This is a genomic window from Dyella sp. SYSU CM1112 (assembly GCF_058216415.1).
In genome coordinates, this window is the sequence record NZ_JBZEGI010000012.1 from 144,971 (window position 1) to 165,505 (window position 20,535).

15 protein-coding genes and 2 tRNA genes are annotated in these 20,535 nt (G+C 57.5%); 3 read left to right on the forward strand and 14 right to left on the reverse strand.

What is annotated here, in order from left to right; all coding sequences use genetic code 11:
* Nucleotides 1–9: 9 nt before the first annotated feature.
* Genes AC4HNJ_RS16640 through AC4HNJ_RS16650 form a run of 3 tightly spaced genes read right to left on the reverse strand, consistent with a single transcriptional unit; the run spans nucleotide 10 to nucleotide 5,491 of the window.
* Entirely contained in the window at nucleotides 10–3,054 is a 3,045-nt protein-coding gene (locus AC4HNJ_RS16640; protein ID WP_490480735.1) for an efflux RND transporter permease subunit, read from the reverse strand.
* Between the two features lie 2 nt (nucleotides 3,055–3,056).
* Entirely contained in the window at nucleotides 3,057–4,139 is a 1,083-nt protein-coding gene (locus AC4HNJ_RS16645; RefSeq protein WP_490480718.1) for an efflux RND transporter periplasmic adaptor subunit, read from the reverse strand.
* Entirely contained in the window at nucleotides 4,136–5,491 is a 1,356-nt protein-coding gene (locus AC4HNJ_RS16650; RefSeq protein WP_490480719.1) for a TolC family protein, read from the reverse strand. Before AC4HNJ_RS16650 ends, AC4HNJ_RS16645 begins: the two co-directional genes overlap by 4 nt.
* 443 nt (nucleotides 5,492–5,934) lie before the next feature.
* Between AC4HNJ_RS16650 and AC4HNJ_RS16655 the strand changes: the two genes are divergently transcribed.
* From AC4HNJ_RS16655 to AC4HNJ_RS16665, 3 genes are all read left to right on the forward strand, one after another.
* The gene (locus AC4HNJ_RS16655) at nucleotides 5,935–7,596 is read left to right on the forward strand and encodes an MASE1 domain-containing protein (RefSeq protein WP_490480720.1); all 1,662 of its coding nucleotides are present in this window, start codon (nucleotides 5,935–5,937) and stop codon (nucleotides 7,594–7,596) included.
* 369 nt (nucleotides 7,597–7,965) lie between these two features.
* Nucleotides 7,966–8,041: transfer RNA gene (locus AC4HNJ_RS16660), tRNA-Gly, on the forward strand.
* A gap of 82 nt (nucleotides 8,042–8,123) precedes the next feature.
* Nucleotides 8,124–8,197 (forward strand) — tRNA-Cys (locus AC4HNJ_RS16665).
* Between the two features lie 67 nt (nucleotides 8,198–8,264).
* On the opposite strand, the gene AC4HNJ_RS16670 is transcribed toward AC4HNJ_RS16665, so the two are convergent.
* From AC4HNJ_RS16670 to tssB, 11 genes are all read right to left on the reverse strand, one after another.
* Nucleotides 8,265–8,846, reverse strand: coding sequence for a GNAT family N-acetyltransferase (locus AC4HNJ_RS16670; protein WP_490480721.1), 582 nt, complete (start codon nucleotides 8,844–8,846; stop codon nucleotides 8,265–8,267).
* 18 nt (nucleotides 8,847–8,864) lie between these two features.
* Nucleotides 8,865–9,650 carry an alpha/beta fold hydrolase gene (locus AC4HNJ_RS16675; RefSeq protein ID WP_490480722.1) on the reverse strand — a complete coding sequence of 262 codons (786 nt, stop codon included), beginning with the start codon at nucleotides 9,648–9,650 and terminating at the stop codon, nucleotides 8,865–8,867.
* 112 nt (nucleotides 9,651–9,762) lie between these two features.
* Entirely contained in the window at nucleotides 9,763–10,197 is a 435-nt protein-coding gene (gene tssE, locus AC4HNJ_RS16680; protein ID WP_490480723.1) for a type VI secretion system baseplate subunit TssE, read from the reverse strand.
* Nucleotides 10,194–12,905 (reverse strand): type VI secretion system ATPase TssH, encoded by a 2,712-nt coding sequence (gene tssH, locus AC4HNJ_RS16685; RefSeq protein ID WP_490480724.1) that lies wholly within the window; start codon nucleotides 12,903–12,905, stop codon nucleotides 10,194–10,196. Before tssH ends, tssE begins: the two co-directional genes overlap by 4 nt.
* 63 nt (nucleotides 12,906–12,968) lie before the next feature.
* The gene (locus AC4HNJ_RS16690) at nucleotides 12,969–13,541 is read right to left on the reverse strand and encodes a DUF3828 domain-containing protein (RefSeq protein WP_490480725.1); all 573 of its coding nucleotides are present in this window, start codon (nucleotides 13,539–13,541) and stop codon (nucleotides 12,969–12,971) included.
* Between the two features lie 399 nt (nucleotides 13,542–13,940).
* Entirely contained in the window at nucleotides 13,941–14,426 is a 486-nt protein-coding gene (locus AC4HNJ_RS16695; RefSeq protein WP_490480726.1) for an Hcp family type VI secretion system effector, read from the reverse strand.
* A gap of 15 nt (nucleotides 14,427–14,441) precedes the next feature.
* Complete coding sequence (locus AC4HNJ_RS16700) at nucleotides 14,442–16,139, reverse strand: OmpA family protein (protein ID WP_490480727.1); 1,698 nt, start codon at nucleotides 16,137–16,139, stop codon at nucleotides 14,442–14,444.
* A 10-nt stretch (nucleotides 16,140–16,149) separates the two neighbouring features.
* On the reverse strand, nucleotides 16,150–16,797 hold the full coding sequence (locus AC4HNJ_RS16705) for a DotU/TssL family secretion system protein (RefSeq protein WP_490480728.1): 648 nt from the start codon (nucleotides 16,795–16,797) through the stop codon (nucleotides 16,150–16,152).
* The gene (tssK, locus tag AC4HNJ_RS16710) at nucleotides 16,794–18,140 is read right to left on the reverse strand and encodes a type VI secretion system baseplate subunit TssK (protein WP_490480729.1); all 1,347 of its coding nucleotides are present in this window, start codon (nucleotides 18,138–18,140) and stop codon (nucleotides 16,794–16,796) included. The genes AC4HNJ_RS16705 and tssK overlap by 4 nt, the downstream gene beginning before the upstream one ends.
* A gap of 111 nt (nucleotides 18,141–18,251) precedes the next feature.
* Nucleotides 18,252–19,796 carry a type VI secretion system contractile sheath large subunit gene (gene tssC, locus AC4HNJ_RS16715; RefSeq protein ID WP_490480730.1) on the reverse strand — a complete coding sequence of 515 codons (1,545 nt, stop codon included), beginning with the start codon at nucleotides 19,794–19,796 and terminating at the stop codon, nucleotides 18,252–18,254.
* Nucleotides 19,797–19,819: 23 nt separating this feature from the next.
* Nucleotides 19,820–20,326, reverse strand: coding sequence for a type VI secretion system contractile sheath small subunit (gene tssB / locus AC4HNJ_RS16720; protein WP_490480731.1), 507 nt, complete (start codon nucleotides 20,324–20,326; stop codon nucleotides 19,820–19,822).
* Between the last annotated feature and the right edge of the window lie 209 nt (nucleotides 20,327–20,535).

Sequence of the window (20,535 nt, forward strand, 5' to 3'; positions counted from 1 at the left end):
GGATTTCTATTACGAAACATGCCCGCGCCGCGAACGCATCAACACGGCATAAAGCGCTGGCATCACCAAAAGCACCAACGGTACTTGCACCAACATGCCGGCGATAATCGCGACGGCGAGTGGCTGTTGCATTTGCGAGCCCGAACCCAGCGCCAATGCCAAGGGCGCCAGGGTGAGAATCGCCGCCAGTGTCGACATCAGGATCGGGCGCATACGGTGCCGGGCAGCCTCCAGCAATGCCTCATGCAGCGGCATCTCGGCTGTAACGGCCTCCAGCTCCGAAAAATAGAAAATCGCCACTTCCGTCACGATGCCTACAATCATGGTCATGCCCATCATTGCAGAGATATTGAGCTCGATGCCGGTGATCCAGAGGCCAATAAAGACGGCACCGATCGCGAGCAAGGGCATCAGCATGATCGCCAGCGCCACACGAAAGCTCTCGTAGAGGAACAGCAGCAGCGTAAATACCAGCGCAATGGCAGCCAGCAATACCACCGTCAAGCCGCGAAAAGCTTCTTGCTGCTGTTGATACAGGCCGCCGAGTTCGTAGTACATGCCCTTGGGCAACATCCCCGGCTTGGCAAGCATGGCTTTGACGTCCTGGATGGTCGTTCCCAGGCTGCGCCCACTGATGCGCCCGGTGACCGCGACCATGCGCTTGAGATCGTTGCGGGTAATCTCGGGCTGCCCTTGCACAACTTGCAAAGTCGCTACTTGCGATAGCGGTAGCAAGTGACCGTCGGCGGCACGAATAGGCAGCGCCTCTACTTGCTCCAGGTGCTTGTACGCGGAAACAGGAAGCCTGACGCGCACACCAACCATCCTGCCTTGTGCCGGCAACTGTGCCGCAACGACACCATCGATCGCCGCCGTCACCTGATCGGTAACGGCAGCAGGGTCGAGTCCTTGCAGAGCGGCCTTGGCCGGATCCACCGTCATGGTCAGCGCATCGCCCGCTGGATTGATGCCATTGAGTACGCCGTTGACGCCGCCAACCTTGCTCAGGGCATCGGCCACGCGCTGCGCGGTGGCATTCAGTACATCGGCATTGTCGCTATAAAGCTGGATCTCGATTGGCTCAGGCACCGCCACCAGATCGCCGATCATGTCTTCCATCAGCTGCGACACTTCTACGTCGAGTCCCGGTACCTTTTCCTCCACTTCCTTGCGGATATCGTTCATCACTTCCTCTGTGGAGGGACGTGGACCATTCGTGAGGCGCACGAAAATGTCGCCGGTATTCGCTTCGGTCAATGCGTCACCCAGTTGCAGGCCCGTGCGACGCGAGTAGGTGTCCACATAAGGGTTGGAGCGAATGATCTCCTCAACCTGATCGAGCAGGCGCCCCGTTTCCTCCAGCGACGTACCCGGCTTGGAGATGTAGTCGAACGTGAAACCGCCTTCGTCCATCGCCGGCATGAAACCGGTGCCTACCTGGCTGTATGCCAACGCACCGATAACAATCAGAGGCAACACTAGCGCAAGCATCCATAGCGGTCGCTTCAACCAGCGCTGCAGCACATTTTCGTAACCCTTCTTGATGCGCAACGAAAGCCTGCCCGGCGCGGGGTCGACCGTATGCCGCTTGTCGAGCAGCCGTTCCGCAAGCAGCGGCACCACGATCCAGGTCAGCAGATAGGAAATAATCAGGGCGCTAGCCATGGTTAGCGACAGCGCCTTGAAGAAAGCCCCTGTGATCCCGGTAAGGAAGGCCAGCGGTAAAAAAATCACTACAGTCGCGGCGCTGGAACCCGTCAACGGACGCGTGAATTCCCACGCCGCGCCCGCAATGCGCTCGCTCACCTGCCCGGTGGAGTCCTGCAGCCTGCGCATGATGTGTTCGAGCATGACGATCACGTCGTCGATGATCAAGCCGACGGCTGCCGCCATGCCGCCGAGCGTCATCATGTTGAAGCTCATGCCGAGCACATGCAGCAGCAACACCGTGATCGTCAGCACCGCAGGCACCACGAGCATCGCCACCAGGATGACACGCGTGTTTCGCAAGAACGCCAGCAGCACCAGCCCAGCGAGAACAATGCCGATCAGGATCGCATCGCGTACGCTTCCTTCAGCGCCCACCACCAGCTGCGATTGATCGTACCAATTGGCGAGTTTTACGCCTGCCGGCATCTGTGGCGCATAGTCCTGCAGGCGCTGCTTTACGTCACGTGCGATCTGGACACTATTGCCGTCCGGCTGCTGCTGCACTTGCATCAACACGGCATCCTGTCCGTCTGCGGTTACACGGATCCATTGCGGCACGTGGCTGAGCGTGACGCGGGCAATATCGCCCAGACGCACGATCCCGCGACTATCTGCGCGCACGACGACCTGCCGCAAAGCATCCACTGTCCCGGGTTGATTGTCGGCAAGCAACAAATACAGCTTGTAGTGATCCGTTACATGCCCCATCGCCTGGATGGTGGCAGCGCGACTGACAGCGTTGACGACGTCGCTAAGACTGAGATCCTGTGCGCGCAACCGGTCAGGATTCACATCGGCATGAAATTCCGCGATCTCGCCTCCCTGCACGGTTACGCGCGCCACGCCAGGAATACCGCTTAGCAGTGGGCGCAGCTGGTACTCCGCCAGATCGTACAGGGCAGCTGGCGACAGCGTATGCGACCGCAGGCTGTATGCCAGCATCGGATAGGAACTGGGATCCATCCGCTGGGTGGTCAGCTGCGTACCGACCGGCAACTCAGGCAACACCTGGCTGGCAGCTGCACTGACATCGCCGAAGGCACGACTCATGTCCGTGCCCCACGCAAAGGTGACGGTGATATCGGCACTACCGCGACTGGTGGTCGAGCGCACGTTGCGCACGCCGCGCACACGTCGCAGCGCCACTTCCATCGGCGTCGTGACAGCAATCGCCATCTGGTCCGCCGGGCGATCACCCGCATCCACCGAGACCCTGATGCGCGGGAAGGCGACATTTGGAAACAAGGCGACCGGCATGAGCATGGTACTGGCAATGCCGCCGATCGCCAGCATCAATACGAGGAACAAGAGCGAGCGCCGATGGCGCTGCATCCATGCGGTCATGCTCACTTGGCCGGCCCCTGCTGCTCACGCACGGCGTCGCCATCGTTGAGCTCGTAATTACCGAGCACGATGATGTGCATCTTGCCGTCCAGTGGACCTTGTACGCCCACCGTATCGCCCGCGGGATGTTTGACTGTCACGCCAATGCGTTTGGCATGCGCGTGATCGACGGCAAAAACGTAATCGCCCTGATCGTCATGCAAGACCGCATCGCGCGGCAGTGCCCAGGCCGCATAGCTTGCCGTGTCGATGCTCGCCTGCACGGCAGCGCCGGCTGCCAGGCTGGCACTGGCATCAGGGGGTAGATTCACCTGCACAGGCAGCAGGTGCGTCTGTGCATCCATGGCCTGCCCGACCATGTCGATGTGCCCGTTCAACACGTCCCCAGAGCCGTACACACCTCGCAGGTGCACAGACATGCCGACTTTGAGTCGCGGACCATCTTCAGGCTGAGCGCCGAGACGGGCGATCAAGGCCTGCGACGGCGTAAACGTCAGCAAGGCGGCCCCGGCCTGAAAACGGTCGCCGAGGTTGACGTTGAGCGCCGTGACCACGCCGTCGCTGGGCGCATCGATCATTTCTTCTGGACTGCCTCCGCCCAAGGCACGCTGCGCATCGAGGCCGGCCCTGGCGTCGTCCAGCGCCTTGCGCGCGGCGGCCAGTTGCGACTGCGTCGCCAAATGCTGTGCCGCCATGCGCTGAGTGCGCTCAAGTTCGCCACGCGCCAAAGCCAGGGCGCTTTGTGCCTGCAGATAGTTATTTCGCGCCGTGGGATCGGGCGCGATACGTAGCAACATGTGCCCACGCCGTACGGCCTGTCCTGCGGCAACATTCACGGCGATGACATGACCGCCGTGTCCCAGGCTGATCACGCTGGCACGATGGGGATCGCCCACAGCCGTGCCCCACGCCTCGATGGTGTCGTGAAAGGTCTCGCGCACTGGCTCGGCTGTCGTGACGAGCACGGTACCCTTGATATCCGGGCCGTCGTCGTCATCAGCCGCACCATCCCCGCTATGGCACGCTGCCAGCATGGCGAGCATCAACACCGCTAGTGCGGTACGCATGGAAACATGTCGATTCATGGTTTGGAAATCGAAGCAGCAGCAGGGGATAGTTGAAGATCGGTACTACCGAGCAGGGTGGCCAGTGCAATGGCTTGTTGCGAAGCCAGATCGCGCGCCGCAATGGCATCCATGTCAGCGCTGAGCGCGCTGGCTCGGATCGAGAGATACGTTGGCCAGTCAAGCAAGCCGTTCCGCCATGCGCTCTCGGCGGCGCGGAGCGCTGCATCCAGACGTCTCGACTGCGTTTGAGCCAGATGGCGCTGCCTGGCAAGCGTGCCCTGATCGAGCAAGAGCTCCGCGATATCGTTGCGGGTGGTCAGCACACGGCTTTCGTAATCGTCCTTCAGCTGCTGCCGCGTTGCCTTCTCGATAGCAATGTTGCCGCGATTGCGGTCGAACAATGGCAGCGTCAATCCGATATTGATGCCATGGGAGAGCACATCTGTGTTGTCCCTCTGGCGATCGACACCAAGCGTCAGCGCCGGAAACTGCGCGCGAATCGCTCCACGCAGCGCGGCCTCTTGCGCCTTATAACCTGCCTGGAGAGCAAGCAAATCCGGTCGACGCTGCGGCAAACTGGCTAGAGCCGCTTGCACCTGCTCGGGGGTCGGTGCCGCTTCGAATCGGTCGCCAATCAAAGGTAGCGCAGCCGTCGGCGCCAAACCCAGGAGCAACCGCATATCGTGTTCGGCTTGATGCAACTGTTGCGTGCAATCAGACCATCGCTTGGCGGCATCGGCATAGGCATTCAGGCCTGAACTGGCTTCGTCATACGTCAAGTTGCCTTCCTGCAGCGCCTTGCGCACGTAGCCATCCACAGAAAGCAGCGCAGCCTGTTCTGCGGCAAGCCGCTGCTGCTGCGCCCGCAGAGAAACCACTTGATTAAACAACAGGCGCGCCTGCGCGATGGTTTGCCATTCCGCCCATAGCAGATCCAGATTCACCTGGTCGGCTTGGCTCTTCGCAGCAGCTTTGCGGGTGGAGCGCATGATCAGGCTGCTGATGTCCTCGCTGAGGCCATAGGCATAGGACGTGAAGTAGCCGGGCTGCGGGTGCGCAAGGTATTCCTGATTAATGGAAATTTGCGGGTCCGGCAGCAGGCCCGCTGCGAAAGATTGCGCACGTGCAACGCCAAGCTGGTCCCGCATAACCTTCAGATCAGGGTTGTTGGCCACCGCCAAGATCGCCACATCAGTCACGTCCAGTCCCCGCGAGGGATCGAAGCGATGCGTGCGCAAGGCGGGGAGCGGCATCTTTGCCGTACTCGCTGAGAGTTGCGATGCGTCCGTGGCTCCCTGGCCATCTCCCAACGGCAAAGGAGAATAGGTGGCACACCCCGTGAGGCATAACGCAGCAAACACCGCGATCATGGTCCCTGCGCGCCAGCAGGATTTTCCTGTGATAGGCGGTGAATCCTTCAGCAACCGCACCCGAAGTCTCCGATGATAACGAAGGCACAAAGACTAGCGATCTTTGCTTAGCACTAACTTTGCAAAGGCTTGATCGATAAGCGGACTCATCCAGCATGGAACGCTGTGAGACAACGTCGTTCTTTATCGGGCCTGACGCATCCAGCCAGTCGTCGTAAAATTTTGCAAGCCGTGCTACGCCAGCCCGCGGTCCAGACTCCATCGATGGTGGGCCCCGGCTTCTTATCACAGGCAAAGCACATCCCCACGGACATCATGCGAAAATTGAGAGCCGCAGGATGGCTCACGGACGTTTCACCGTGCCGGTTGTCTTATTCTTGATGCAAGCCGGCGAGAACAGCGCGGTATCAACATTGGCGGACTTTAAACCGGGAACGGGGTACATGGAGAAGCGGGGGTGGGCTAGCGATGGGCTATTGCAGCTTGGCGTCGCCGTCGGCTACGGACTCCTCTACCTTGCAATCCACCCCTTCTCCACCGCGCATTGGCCCATCCATGCTGGAATCCGCCTAGCCTGTCTGTTGCTGCTGCCTTATCGATTCTGGCCTGCACTCCTCATCGGCGAAGCCCTGCCGAACGCCTATGAGGTTTATCCATGCCTGGATTCGCTAGGCCCCACGTGGGTCGCCATTCGTTCCATTCCGCCGTTTGCGGTCGCCATGCCCATCGTGTGGTGGTGCCGTAGCCGAATGCCCCCCTTCCCATCGAAATCCGAACCCTTGGTCGACATCAAGGCCTTGCTCGTATGCATCCTGCTGGTTTCCCTGGGCAACATGGCCTACAGCTGGATCGCCTCGGCGACAGCGCGCACAGTAACTAGCCTGACCAGTATCGTGCCGTGGATGGCCCTCTTCTTCCTCGGCCCCTATGTGGCGATCCTTGCAATCGTGCCATGGGTTTTGATGTTGAAACTCGACTACCAAAGCGGGCGTTTGCGCAAACCACTTCATAGCCTGTGGACAAACCGGTTACTTCTCGACACCGTAACCATCTTGATTCCCTCACTCGGCGCACTTGCCTGGCTCGACCATGCGGGAAGCGAACAAGTCAAGCAGATCGCCACCATCGCGATGTTTTTCCCGATGGCCTGGCTTACGCTCAAACACGGCTGGCGCGCTGTCGCGGTAAGCGCTCCGTTCGTGATCGCCTGTATTTCCCTCTCCATCGATATCAATGAAGACGCTGATCCAAAGGCCTATGCAGCCCAGGTTTTCCTGACGATCGCCATAACATCGCTATTCGTACTCGGTGCGCGCATCAGCGCCCAGCTCGTGCAAGAAGAGCAAGAGCGAATGACTGCCCTTAACGTGCAACGTTTCGCCAGACAAAGCCTGCAATTGAGTGAAAAACGCATGCGCCAGACGTCGCAAGCGCTGGAATACCTTGCCGGTACATTGCATATCACCCATGGTCGGTTGCTCGATCAGGTGCGTCTCATCATGCCGAATATCGAAAGCCATGCGTTCTATAAGCAGGCTGCCGCGATGCAGAACCAGGTCTACCGTCTCGCAGAGAGCATGCATCCCGTCGCATGGCGGGAGCGCGGCCTGCCCGCCGCGCTCAACGAAACAATCACCCGTGCGCTTGATGAAGCAGGCATCGCCTATCGATGCGTGATCAGCGGGCGAGGCTTCACGCGTTTAGCCCCCACCGTCCTTACCGCTGCATATCGAACAGCTTGCGAAGGTGTTGTGTATGTGACCTCCAAGCTTGCTTGCACGCGCGTCAATTTAACGCTGCGCGGAGGAGAAACCCAGGGCAGACGCTGGATTGTGTTGCGCGTAGAGGGTGTGCTGGAAGAGACCGGCATCGCCAGCGCGGTGTATTACTCCGAACAACGCAAGCGCCTTGCCACAAAGCTGGGGACAAGCACGCTCGATATTCCGGAGATGCGAGATCAGGTGCGCGTCTTCGAGGGTAAGCTACACCTTCGCACATCCAGGGACCGATTATCTCTTACGGTCCTGCTGCATGACATCCTGTCTCACGAAGTGGAGCAAAGGTTGCTGGCCTCTACGCATCCGCTTCGCCTTTGGGTGAAGTGACATCCTGCTCGAAGCAGCTCGGGCCTGTTTACCCTATTGGCATGGCTCACGCTGGGGGGTGTTTGCGCACCAGACAAGCAAGAGCGAAGGCGTGTACGTTGGTCCGCGACTGAGCGATGACGCGGTATGGCGGCAAACAGACCCTAGGCATCGCCCGGAACAATCCATGCGCGAAGAGTGCCGTCGCATCAGCGTAATGGGTTGATTCAAGGGAGCCGGGCATCTGGCCTTCCCCTCCTCCTTCAAAGGTCTATCACTATTCAGGTTTCAGTGAATGAAACGCCTCCCGATAAGCAGCACGCATGAAAGAAAAAGTGCGCGTCAGCTATTCACATCAAGCCGGCTTCTGCTATAGTGATCCGCTCCGACGCGGGAATAGCTCAGTTGGTAGAGCACGACCTTGCCAAGGTCGGGGTCGCGAGTTCGAGTCTCGTTTCCCGCTCCAGTTGCAAGCCAAAACCTCGGTAAACCGGGGTTTTGTTTTTTAACGCCGAGCCGGGCCTATCATGGTCCTGACTTGGTGCGATGGCCAGGTGGCAGAGTGGTCATGCAGCGGCCTGCAAAGCCGTGTACGCCGGTTCGATTCCGACCCTGGCCTCCATCGCGCAAGTTTGTCGAGCCGCCCTCCCAGGCGGCTTTTTGTTGCCACGCGCGGACACTAGCAATGGTCAATAAAACGACCGCTCCCGTGCGTGTTGCAGGTGCCATCCGTGCCACTGCTCCTTGGTGAGTTGCCAGATCTCCTGTCGATCGTATGCAGGATCAACGAATGTTGCTGGCGCCACACCGACCTGCTCGCCCCCTGATCTGATCTTCACGTTATGGGAGCGCCGGTTACCCACCGCATTAGTAAAAACGAGCTTCTCGAAACCTAATTCATCAAAGGCGAAATCTGTTACCCGGATCACCGCTTCGGTCATGTAACCGCGCCCCCAAAAAGCGCGGCCCAACCAAAACCCCCTGTGCCCCGGCTTCCCTTGTCGTCGCAGATCAATGGTGCCGATCAGGCCTTCGCCATCTTTACGATGCAAGCCCCAAACCCAACGATCGCGGCCTTGCAGCGGCGCCACATGACGAATGAATGTACGGACGCCTTCCGCCGGGTAAGGCCAAGGTACGTTATCCGATAAGTGCCGGATAACTTCGTAGTCGATGAAATGCCGCTCATAAGCGGCCGCATCTGACTCGGTAACACCGCGAAGCACGAGCCTTTCGGTCTGCAAAGCGGGAATAGGTATCTCTTCCGACATGGCGAAGCCCTTGCTGCGCTAAGCGAGGAATTTCAGCATTAACCGGGAAAGGAGTTCCGGCTGTTCGACCGGGCTGGGATGGCCACCCGGAATCTCGACATACTCAGCTCCCAACCGCTTGGCAAGCAACTTACCTTCACGGGTTGTGGTGATCAAATCATCAGACGCTGAAATCACCAACGAACGATCATTCCACGCCGTGCTATGGGTACTCGGCGCAAAGGTTTTCAGCGCGTGGAATTGCCGCTCCTGATCGAACAGCGATTGGGGCATCGGGTTGTCTCGTACCGCCGCTTTGAAAGCGGCAACGTTTCCAGGTTGCAGCATCCAATCGCTAGCCGATAACCATGCCAAAGAGGCGTCCAGCAAAAGATCAAGGTCTACGCCCGCTTTGCGCAAGGCCAATAAGTTCTCAAACACCATCAACGTCCTTGCGCTAAAGGATGATGTTGAATTGAGGATGATGCATTTCCCGCATGCTGCAGGATACTGTGCCAACACTGTTTGCGCGATGGCTCCTCCCATGGATTGCCCCACCACGATGGGACGAGACAGCCCCAAGCGTTCCATGAGACAGGCCGTATCCCGAGCCATGGTCTCGATCGAAAATGGTTCGCCGCTGTCTTTAGATCGCCCAACACCACGGTTATCCAACGTGATTACCTGAAAACGCGCCGCCATGGCAGCAACAAGGTTCTCCCAGAAGGAATGGTCGCAGGTATAGCCCGCGATGAGTACCATGGGTACGCCACTACCGTGGATCTCGTAATACATCTCGAGATCATTCATTTTCATAATTGCCATAGCGCTCCTCCTATAAGCCGTTCATCCAACGTGCCTGCCGTAACCCGGCAATAGCGATGCATCCGCGCTTCATTGCCGCCTGTACGGCACCGGCCGAACAGGCGAAGGCCCATCAGTAGCTTTCTTGCTCGTGCCTCAACAAAGTCAAACGTGTTTTCCCGTCCGGCGCAAAGTGCGTCCCAAAACGCACGAGGCCTTGCTGATGCAGATGACATGTCATGGTAAAACTCAGCGACATGCCCGTCGTCTTATCATCAACCTCAACATCGATCGCCTTCAAACGTGGTTCGTATGCGAGCAGCGTAGCCGCGATCACCCGCTGCAAACGAAGGGTTGAGGCCGGAAGGCTTCGATAGACTTCGGTAAGGTCATCCACGCCATAATCGGGCATATGCAAAAGTCCATGACGCCGGCTATTCAAAATGCGCTGAATATTGTCCCGCACGGATAAAAAGGTCTGCGTAGCGGCATCGTATTCGTCGATATTCTCGCCATTCGCGAAATACCCCGTTACCTTTTCAAACAAACCCGGGCCCATGCCATTCATCTCTCACGCTCGGCCGCGAATTCGAAATCCACTGTCAGGCCCACGTCACCGGAATACTTCAGCGAGACCACATCGGGGAACCTTTTATCAGCAACATAGGCCATCAATTCACGCGACAAAACCGGAAGAATCTGTTGATCCATCACATGATCAATGCCGCGCGCTCCCGAATCAGCAAGCTGGCAGGACTGTGCCAGTTCCTCGACCAGGCCACCCTCGCAAGAAAGGGATGCGCCGAAATTCTGCCGAACACGCTCAGCCACCTTATCCAGCTTCATTCGCACGATCGATGCCAATGCCTGCTCTGACAGCGGTCGGTAAATGACAGTCTGGAATCGCGCAAGCAGCGCTGGTTTAAAATAATCCAGCAGCAACGGACGAGTAACCTGCATGAGCAGGGTTTCTGTTATTTCAGCGCCCGACGCGCTTGCTGCTTCCGCCACTTCCATGATCTGCTCACTGCCCAGATTGGACGTCATCAAAATGACCGTATTGCGGAAATCGATCCATCGCCCCTCACCATCCCGCATAAAGCCACGGTCAAAGACCTGATAAAAGAGGTTGAGGACATCTCGATGCGCTTTCTCGACCTCGTCAAGCAAAACAACGCTATAAGGGCGTTTGCGTACCGCTTCGGTGAGAATGCCGCCTTGCCCGTAGCCGACGTATCCAGGTGGCGAACCTTTCAACTGAGACACGGTGTGTGCCTCCTGATACTCGGACAGATTGATAGTAATGAGGGAATCTTCCCCTCCGAACATGACGTTCGCCAAGGCCTTTGCGGTCTCCGTCTTGCCAACGCCGGAAGGCCCAGCCAACAGAAAAACTCCCAGCGGTTGCTGATCCGACGCAAGTCCTGCCTTGGCAGTGCGCAGCCGCTTGCTTATTGCCGCCAGAGCTGCTTCCTGCCCCAACACCGTTTCGCCAAGGCCCGTTTCCAAATCAAGCAATGACGCAAACTCGTCCGCCAATAAATTCCCTATCGGCACTCCTGTCCAATCCGCCACCACGTGCGCTACCACAGCCTCATCGACTTGCGCGCGCACGAGCTGCTGCGTGGTGGGTTGCTGCGCCAGCGTGCCATGCAGTTGCGTGATTGACGACTCAAGGACACGTCGTGCATCGCTGCCCTCAGGACAAGAGCGCCACTGATCGCGCAGTGACTGAAGTTGTTCGACCATGAACCGCTGCTCGGCGCAGAGGATCTTCAGCCTGTCCGATTCGGTCGTCAGCGCTCCGATCCGTTGCCCGATTTCATCCAGCCGCGTCTTGGCATCCATGGCCATCAAGCCCTGATCCTGTTGCAGCGCCTTACGCTCAACCTCAAGCGAACAGCGCTCAATCTCAAGTGAGGTCAGTTCCTGAGGCTTGGCATCCATGCTCATTCGCACTCGCGCAGCGGCCGTATCGAGCAGGTCCACCGCTTTATCCGGTAATTGACGTCCCGTCAGGTAACGCCGGGAAAGTCTTACAGCGGCTGTTACTGCCGTATCGGTAATGTGCACGCCATGATGCGCGGCATAACGGTCTTTCAGACCTCGTAGCATCAAGCACGCATTGTCGTCATCCGGTTCATCGAGCCTGACCAATTGGAAACGCCGTTCCAGCGCTGCATCACGCTCAAAGTATTGCTTGTATTCGGACCATGTAGTGGCGGCAATCATTCGCAATTCACCACGCGCAAGGGCTGGCTTGAGCAAGTTCGCTGCGTCAGTTCCGCCCGCGACATTTCCTGCACCGATAAGCGTATGCGCTTCATCCATAAAAAGAAGGATCGGCACAGACGATTGCTGCGTCTCGTCGATGACGCATCTAAGACGTTGCTCAAACTCGCCCTTGACTCCGGCCCCGGCCTGGAGCAATCCAAGATCGAGCGTCAGTACGCTAACCCCGCGGAGCGCCGACGGAACATCGCCTTCCGCGATTTTGAGCGCGAGCCCTTCTACAACAGCCGTTTTACCGACCCCCGGATCGCCGACAAGAATCGGATTGTTCTTCCGGCGCCGTAACAAGATATCGATTATCTGGCGAATTTCCGCGTCGCGGCCAAATACCGGATCGATCCGGCCCTCGCGCGCCTTCTGCGTTACATCTGTCGTGTAACGGCTTAACGCCGCTCCCTTCTTTTCTTCTCTATCCTGCGATATCGAAGCTCCCGATTGCGCGTGATCTCTCTCGACGCCTCCCGTCAGGCCACGCGCGCTTCCGGACACGTCTTTTTTTATGACGACCTCACCCGGTTCCGTATCTAGCTGCGACATGAGTCGCTCGATCTGTGTAGCCGAAATCGTCAGCAATGGCCACGCACCGGGTGCATTCAATAACTGGGGATGCTCCGCTAAAGCAGCCAGCAAGTGCATGGAGCGGATAAGTGACGTCTTATGCTGAACATCCATCGATGCCTGCAGCCAAGCCTTTTCCAGCAAGGCCGTAAGGCGCGGTGACAAACCGGGTCGCCCCCGTAGATCACGCGGAAAGCGCTCGATGGCCGCAAGCAGTCCATTCCAGACATCATTCACGTCAATCTGGTAGCGGCGAAGCACCCATGCAAGATCACCGTTGTCCTGCTCCAGCAACTTAAGAAGCCAGTGCTCGACCTCGATGTTTCGGTGTGCGCGTGCTTCGCACAGGCTCGCCGCATCGGCGAGCGCTTGCGCGCAGGTGTCGTTGAGACGGCGAAGATAAGGAGCGTAGTTGTGGGCTGTCATAGAGGAGGCAATTTTGCTTTGCGCGGATCACGCTGGTTGTTGTGGCAGTTCAACTTGACAGCCTTACTGGTAATCCGATGTATCCGCGACCTTGGTAATTTTCCAGAGTCCGTCCAGTCTTCTCATAAACACCAATACATCAACCTTATCCTTTGATCCAAATGTCACCGGCACAACAGCCACACCATCCAGCATGATGGCTGTATGCGTCTTGATGTGCGCAAGCCAGTCATGGCTATCGTAGTCTTGAACCTTCAGGAAATAGTCGACTCCCTTAGGTGGTCCGTTGCGGGCGTAATCGTCCTTTAGCCTTTTGACAGTTTCCACAGCCACATATTTTTCTATGTCCTTTTCTCGCAATGGATAGGCTTGATCGGAGTCATTTTTTATAAACCACGTATAAAACGCGTTCACTCTGGCCTCAGGTGTGTCTTGGGCGCTTCCCGCCATCGCTGCTTGCTGACTGAAAATTCCAAGAGTGATGGAAATGATGGTTATCGCTAAAAAAAGGAAGCGTTTCATTTTTCCCTCAGTCATAACGATAGATTTCGTAGGATGGTCGCGCATTGCGATAGGCAGGGCCAGGGTAGAAACCGTGCTTCTGCTTAAAATCCGATATCCATTGCGCTCCATCATAGATGGCCATATGCCCAGCAGGATGCCCGGGTGCTGGTTGGATCACAATCACATCACCCTTTCGCGGAGGGCCAAGCGCCACATGAAAGCCCGCTGCTCGCAAGATTGGGCCATAGTCTTTTGCGTACTGAGTTATTGGAAGAGATATTCCTCCCCACTCGATGGCCCTTCGCACATATTTAGCGCATTCCCCCAAACTGTCAGGTTGGGCATGGCTTCCTGCGTAGCTGGCTGCTGACGCTCCGTCGTATGGCACGCACTCCTCCAAAAAAGTTTGATGATGAAAATCAAGTCGCCCTGCCCTAGCGGACACTTGATCGATACGATGCCTGGACCGAAGCAATCCAGGCATCGCGCACTGGTCATCTCGCCAGCGATCAACAGCGTATGGTGAACGCGCTAGGAGCGATCGTTCCACGTATCACTATGCATGATGTTGCCGTCCTTGTACGTCCAGGTAATCTTTGCGTAACGGAGCTGCACTTCCTCCAAATGATTGTGCTTTTCATAAGCAGGATTCTTGATATCCAGCATTTTCGGCCTCACCGAAACTACTTTCACGTCATCCAGCTTTGTATTGAAGTACTCCTCTTCCTTGCCTGCATCATCAATCCTGTACCACTTGATCTCCACAGACTTTAGCGTTTGGCCGCTGGTTACTGCTTTGTAGAGATAAGGCGTCGATGCATCGACCTCTTTCGTCATCGTGATAGGCCTGTGCACCCGCGTACCTGTGAGCTTGCCGGTGTTGTTGTCCGTAGGAATGTAGACTTCGTGATCGAAGGCGACGATTTCCAAGCTTCCTTCACGGCCATGCACGGTGACCGAACCCCTGATATCGGCACCGCCATCGTCCTTGAGCCATACATACGCCGGAATTGCCATGATCTTTTTTCTCCTTCAGGAACAGGCCGAATGGCCTAGGGTTGAACGACTGTCATCAGTGCGGCAGTCGGGGATGAGCGTGATCTCGACACGCCGGTTAACCGCGCGCCCCGATGCCGTGTCATTGGAAACTTTGGGCCGCGTGTCGCCGTATCCCTGTATGGCGAAGCGGGTTATGGGCAAACCCGACGCATCGACCAGCCAGTCGCGAACCGCCTGGGCGCGCGCCATGGACAACTTGATGTTTGCCTGCGGGTTACCGAGATTGTCGGTGTACCCCGCTACCAGCACGCGTTTGTCCGGATGCGCCTTGACCATCTCCAGTGCCTGGACAAGGAGACGGTTGGTACCAGGCCCTAACATCGCGCTACCGGTCTTGAATAAGGACATGCTATCCAGATCGATTACGGAGCTGGTGGGCGGCCTATAACTGGCAATCAATCGATCGACGACAGGTAACCAGATCGCTCCCCGATACAAACCGAAATCCAGGCGTAAAGGCACGCCGGCAAGAGCGTAATGCTCCAGTTCGTTCCGATCGCGCCGGATGGATTGAAGCGCAGTCACCTTCTGCTCATCCGGTCTGGAAGGCGTGGCTTCATAGCGCGCCGTATCGGCTGCGATCCGCTGAGCCAGATCGCGATTCTGCCACGCTGCAGCAACCGAGCCGGCCATCACAAACACTGCCAGACCCACAAAAGCATGCACCAAGGCACGCGGGAGAGCACGACGAAAAGACGGTTGCGGGAGGCCACGAATCAATGCGTTTGGCAATGGATAGCGTGACCGGCTACGGTCCATCTGCTTCGACATTGGTTGATATAGCAATCCAGTCGTAACAGCCACGTATTGGCCGAAAGGCGATGCATGGACTGGAGCGCCGGGAACGGCGGTGACACCAAACGCCAGAATGCGCAATGGCCCGCTGTCCTGCTGGTTATCCGTCAGCACGGATAAAACAGCGTGACTCGACCACTTGGTCAGGGCGCCGAGCCGTGCTGCGCGATGCGCGCGCACTTCCATATCCGCCGATGATGCTCCTTGCGTGTAACACCAAAGACGTCCCGTGATCTCACCGAGCAACGGTCCGATCTCGATCGGTTTGCTCCCGGCTGCTCCAAACCAGGGACACGCCTGCTGCGCATCCAGAATTTCTTCGGCATAGATGGCAATACCGGCAGGCAATTGCGCGCCCACTGCCCGTCCCGCTTCGTCGATGGCAGCCCGCCACTGCCTTAGCGTAGTTGCCAAGGGAATCTCGACATCGCCCTGGTCAGCCGCAACCAACAAAAGCACGGCATCCGGGCGCTGCCCGTCGCGCCAGAGTTTCAACGCAGCAGCATGACGTTTCAGCAAGCTGGTCGTGTCGCATCGCACCCAGATCGCCGCATCCGTCACGCGCACCACGTCATCGCTGAAGGCGCGCATCAAGGTAGCGGGGTCACCCACCACGAGCACCACGGGAGTATTCCGCTTCAAATCATCGGAAAACGCCTCAAAGGGACCATCCACCGCTGACAAGACTTGCGCTACATCCGCCTGTCGTTGCCGCAAGCGGCGCGTCATCGCCACGATGATCGAAACGGCTCCCGCCGTCACCAGCACCGCGAATAGCGCGTTCCATCTTCCGCCCCAAGGTGAACACAGCGTCAGCCATGCCAGCACGAGCGAAGCAATCCATGCGGTCTGCAAACGATAGGGATAGCGCAACACACTTGCTCCCTCAGTGCATGAGCTGCGAAATGGCCGCAGACAACCATCGATCCAGCACGATATAGATCGTTCCCACGCCCGCCACAGCTGCCAGCATCCAGGCAAGCAGCGAGAGGCGGGCCATCCGGAATTGCCGTACGCGGGATTGGATAATCACGCCTTCCGACGACTCACCGAATGGCCCAATCCGCTCATCCAAAGCGCGGACAAGTGCTGTACGAGCCTCCTGACCATCACGCGCGAACCGTCCGCGAAACCCCAGTGCGAGAACCGCTCGAAAAATCGCCAGCAAAGGCTTTGCTGGCTGGGGTTCCGCAAGACGCTTGCGGATGCGCTCGACCAACTCCTCGCCCGCATGGTGTGTGCGGAATTCCGATACTTGCAGTGGCTCGCGTTCCCATGCGTCACGATCCTTGCCATCAAGATGGCTCAACGCCACTTCGTCAAGCAACGCACACTGTGCGTAAGTGGCATCGTCAACGATGCCTTCGGATGCGCCCTGAGCAACCAGCTCGTCACGCAAGCGGATGATCTGGTCATGGCAACGCTGGCGAAGCTCTTCGAAAGAGGAAGACTTCACGTCATGGTTGAGCGTGGCTATCGTGAGTGCCGTGTCCCGAAAGGCGATGGGCAACAAAGGCAGGCTTGATCCGGTCATGCGGGCAACACCACATAGAGCTCCAATGAAACATCCGGTATCGATGCCGGCACATAGATCTGGCAGGCACGGGCGCACTTCATTCGCTCAAAGGCGGGATGCTTGCTGTCAAAAGCGAAATAATGAGTATCAACCCGCACCGGAATGGCTGCAGGAAGACGCGGCATCGCGATCAGCGGAATGCCGGGAAGTGCCGAATTGACGATCTGCTGTACTTCATCCGGCGCGCCGGCCTTGCACAACCGCGGCATGTGCTCGATCAATTCATGCGCCGGCACCGCGGCATGCACAGCAAGGTAATACTCGCCCTCTTCGATCAGCCTCTCGTCATTCAAGCTGCCCGACCACAACGTCGGCCGCACGCGCTCCAGCGCAATGGGCACTACGCGCGAAGGAATCACCTTGTCGAGCAGGTTGCGTATCAGCGAATCCAGTTGGGCGAACACCGGACCGGGCGAAACATGGTCATAGGGTGGGATCGACTTCAAGCTTTCCGTGGTGGAAAACGTCAGCAGTGCGCCTGCCAATCGGGCCAACACGATATACAGCCTTTCTGGATGCTGATTCGGGGCCTGCCGCAGACGTGCCAACTCCGGCCACGCGGAATTCACGCTGTGCAGCAGCCAGAAAAGCGAGACATCCGCAACGGCGTAATCGGCGATCTGATCCGTACGTTCTTTGCGACGCGCACTCAGGCTCGCGCTCTTGGCGGCAAGTACCTCCGACAGCCTTTGCATGTGTTCTATCAGGACGCTGCTGGAAGACAACATAAGAGAAGGCGGCACAAACGCCGGATCAAGTTCAAAGTAACCTTGTGGACTGCGTACGACTCGCCCCAACGGGCAAACGATGTAATCGCTGCCTTTCTCAAAATCGAACAGAAGCGTTAGCGCATGGCGCTCGACACCGATTTCCTCTTTGCCGTCCTCATGAAGATCGGCAACATGCAGATATTCCCGTACAAAGCGGCGCGGTCGCGCGGTTTCCTGCCCGTCGTCGATGCAATTTCCGCCTTGTGCGTCAAACAGAGGAAGCCCCAGCCAAACCACTGCTGCGGCGACGTCACTGGGAATGTCATCCAGGCTGCGGGCGGCAGGAAGCCGGTCGGCATTATCGCTATCGATCCAGGTGCCGTCCGGCATCCGTACCTGCAACATATCGAGCTTCAGGCGACTGACCGATAATGCGTGCTTGTCGAATTCGACGCCGCATACCCCCCACGGTTCGGCGCTAGCGATACGCGCGACACGCTCATCGCAAAGACTGCTCCACAGCGCCTGCTGCTGGAAATGTTGCGGCGTCATGAAGACGCCCTTGGTCCACAAAGGTCGGGTGACTTTCATCGGCTCGTGTCAAAGGCGGAGCAGAGGCGTAGGCACCCGCTCCTAATACCGGATCCAGAACCATGCGGTATTTGCTACCGCATGGCTCGCTTCGCTCGCTGCAGAAGCGGCTTACTCTTTGGCCTTCGGCATCTGCGAGACCAGGGAGAGGTTGATATCCATGCCTTCTACCTGGAAATGCGGCACGATAAACAGCTTGATGCGGAAGAAGCCCGGATTGTCCTCGATGTCTTCCACGACAACCTTGGCATCGCGCAAGGGATGCGAGGCTTGCAGCTCATCTCCCGGATCCTTCATCTCCGTCACCAGAGCCTTGATCCAGGTATTGAGTTCGTTTTCCAGTACGCGACGATCCTTGGTCGTACCGATGTTCTCTCGCTGGATCAGCTTCAGATAGTGCGCAATGCGGGAAAGAAGAAAAATGTACGGCAACCGTGCATTGACGCGGCTGTTCGCCGTCGCTTCCTGGGTGTCGTACAGAATGGGCTTCTGCGCGGAATTGGCAGAGAAGAAACAGGCGAAGTCCCGGTTCTTGTAATACGAAAGCGGAATGAATCCCAGATTGGCGAACTCGAATTCGCGCGTTTCGGGAATCAGCACTTCCGTCGGGATTTTCGCCTCGTGACCGGTGCCAAGGTCATACAAATGAATCGGCAGATCTTCGACCAGGCCGCCTGCCTGCGGGCCGCGTATCTGGACACACCAACCGTTCTTTACGAAGCTTTGCACCATATTTGCCGCAAAGGCAAAGGATGCATTCGCCCATAGGTAGCGAGAATGGTCAGGTCCTTTGACGCCTTCCGTATAATTGAAGGCACGCACTGGCGTGGTATCCGGGCCGTACGGCAAGCGAGCCAGGAAACGCGGCATGACCAAGCCTACATAGCGGGCGTCTTCGGAATCGCGAAAACTCTTCCACTTCAGGTATTCGGCACGATCGAAGTAATTGCCGATGTCGCGAATACCCGCCACCTCCTCCATCGTTTCCTTGCCGAAGAAAGCTGGCGAAATAGCGCCGATGAAAGGCATGTGAGCAGCCGAAGATACCTTCGAAATGTGGCGTAGCAGTGCAATGTCCTGCGGACTACGGTCAAACTCATAGTTCGAGATAAGCGCACCGACGGGTTCGCCGCCGGGCGTGTCGTATTCCTGGATGTAGGTGTGGTAATAGAGGCCGCTCTGGATCACCTCCGGCGTGTCCTCGAAGTCTTGCCTCAATGCATCCTTCGAAACATCCAGTACCTCGATCTTTACATTCTTGCGGAAGTCCGTGCGATCGACCAGAAACTTGAGCCCGCGCCATGCCGACTCGATCTTCTGCACGGTCTCGTGATGCATGATCGCATCCAGCTGCTCGCTGATCTGCGCGTCGAGCTGGGCAATGTGAAAATCCAGCACACTCTTGTCGAGGCGATCGATCTGCCTGGACGAGGACTGGATCATCTTCAGGAACACACTCATCGCCTGCGTGACACGCTCGTCAGCCGACGATTCCGCCAGCGCATCCGTGTCCTGGAAGACTTCGACAGGCGGCATGACTGCGACGGGCGAAAGATTGATCTTCTCACAGAGAGTGGCATAGACGCTTTTCTCGGGCGCGTCCAATACAACGCTTTCCGCGGCAGACGATTTGGAAGAGGTTTCTTGCTTGGCCATGGATAAAGACTCCCTGTCGTAGTTCAGACGTCGGACAACGCACTGCCGCCGAGGCTTCGCAGTTCTCCGCGAAGACGCTCGGAAAGCGCCGGATCCTTGAGAACCTTCTCGAACTCACGCCGGAACGCGAGGTTATCGAGCAGATTCGATTTGAGGTCCCGCAACAGATTGCGCGCCGCCATCAAAGCGCGTAATTCGGGCACCTTCCCTGCCACCACCTCGGGCCGGAAATCGTTCATCGATGCAAAATCCAGATCGACCGTCATCTCTGAAGCATCGCCGGCCAATTTGTTCTCGACCGCAATCTTTGCCCTTGGGTGAAGTTCGGCCAATACCGCATCGAAGTTGTTCTTGTTGATATGGAGCTTTGTTCTTTCAGCGATCGGCCGTAAATCCTGTCCGTTGCTGAAATCGCCCGCCACCATCAGCTTCAACGGCAGTTCGACGCTCTTCTGCGCACCGCCCGTATGAAGATCCAACTTCAAATTGACTCTCGCCTTCGGCACTTCATTCTGAAAGCTGGCGCTCATCAGACTTCCTTTGCTTGTAGATAAAGACACGATGCAATACGCATGGGTATGCATGGAACGCAAAAAAAGTAACACGCCGACTTGATCATCCCGAAGGGGTGAAATGTCTCAGATTGCGTTCGCTGCACTCGCTTTCACAATCATCTGAAGTAAAAAATGCTTGGCAGCCACAGCGTCGCGTCCATGTCGCGACCCTGATTTCTCCAACG

Bases quoted from the DNA above. Each gene is read 5' to 3' on its own strand.
- AC4HNJ_RS16640 (WP_490480735.1), bottom strand. From the start codon at position 3,054: ATGACCGCATGGATGCAGCGCCATCGGCGCTCGCTCTTGTTCCTCGTA.
- AC4HNJ_RS16645 (WP_490480718.1), bottom strand. From the start codon at position 4,139: ATGAATCGACATGTTTCCATGCGTACCGCACTAGCGGTGTTGATGCTC.
- AC4HNJ_RS16650 (WP_490480719.1), bottom strand. From the start codon at position 5,491: ATGATCGCGGTGTTTGCTGCGTTATGCCTCACGGGGTGTGCCACCTAT.
- AC4HNJ_RS16655 (WP_490480720.1), top strand. From the start codon at position 5,935: ATGGAGAAGCGGGGGTGGGCTAGCGATGGGCTATTGCAGCTTGGCGTC.
- AC4HNJ_RS16670 (WP_490480721.1), bottom strand. From the start codon at position 8,846: ATGTCGGAAGAGATACCTATTCCCGCTTTGCAGACCGAAAGGCTCGTG.
- AC4HNJ_RS16675 (WP_490480722.1), bottom strand. From the start codon at position 9,650: ATGGCAATTATGAAAATGAATGATCTCGAGATGTATTACGAGATCCAC.
- tssE (WP_490480723.1), bottom strand. From the start codon at position 10,197: ATGAATGGCATGGGCCCGGGTTTGTTTGAAAAGGTAACGGGGTATTTC.
- tssH (WP_490480724.1), bottom strand. From the start codon at position 12,905: ATGACAGCCCACAACTACGCTCCTTATCTTCGCCGTCTCAACGACACC.
- AC4HNJ_RS16690 (WP_490480725.1), bottom strand. From the start codon at position 13,541: ATGATGGAGCGCAATGGATATCGGATTTTAAGCAGAAGCACGGTTTCT.
- AC4HNJ_RS16695 (WP_490480726.1), bottom strand. From the start codon at position 14,426: ATGGCAATTCCGGCGTATGTATGGCTCAAGGACGATGGCGGTGCCGAT.
- AC4HNJ_RS16705 (WP_490480728.1), bottom strand. From the start codon at position 16,797: ATGACCGGATCAAGCCTGCCTTTGTTGCCCATCGCCTTTCGGGACACG.
- tssK (WP_490480729.1), bottom strand. From the start codon at position 18,140: ATGAAAGTCACCCGACCTTTGTGGACCAAGGGCGTCTTCATGACGCCG.
- tssC (WP_490480730.1), bottom strand. From the start codon at position 19,796: ATGGCCAAGCAAGAAACCTCTTCCAAATCGTCTGCCGCGGAAAGCGTT.
- tssB (WP_490480731.1), bottom strand. From the start codon at position 20,326: ATGAGCGCCAGCTTTCAGAATGAAGTGCCGAAGGCGAGAGTCAATTTG.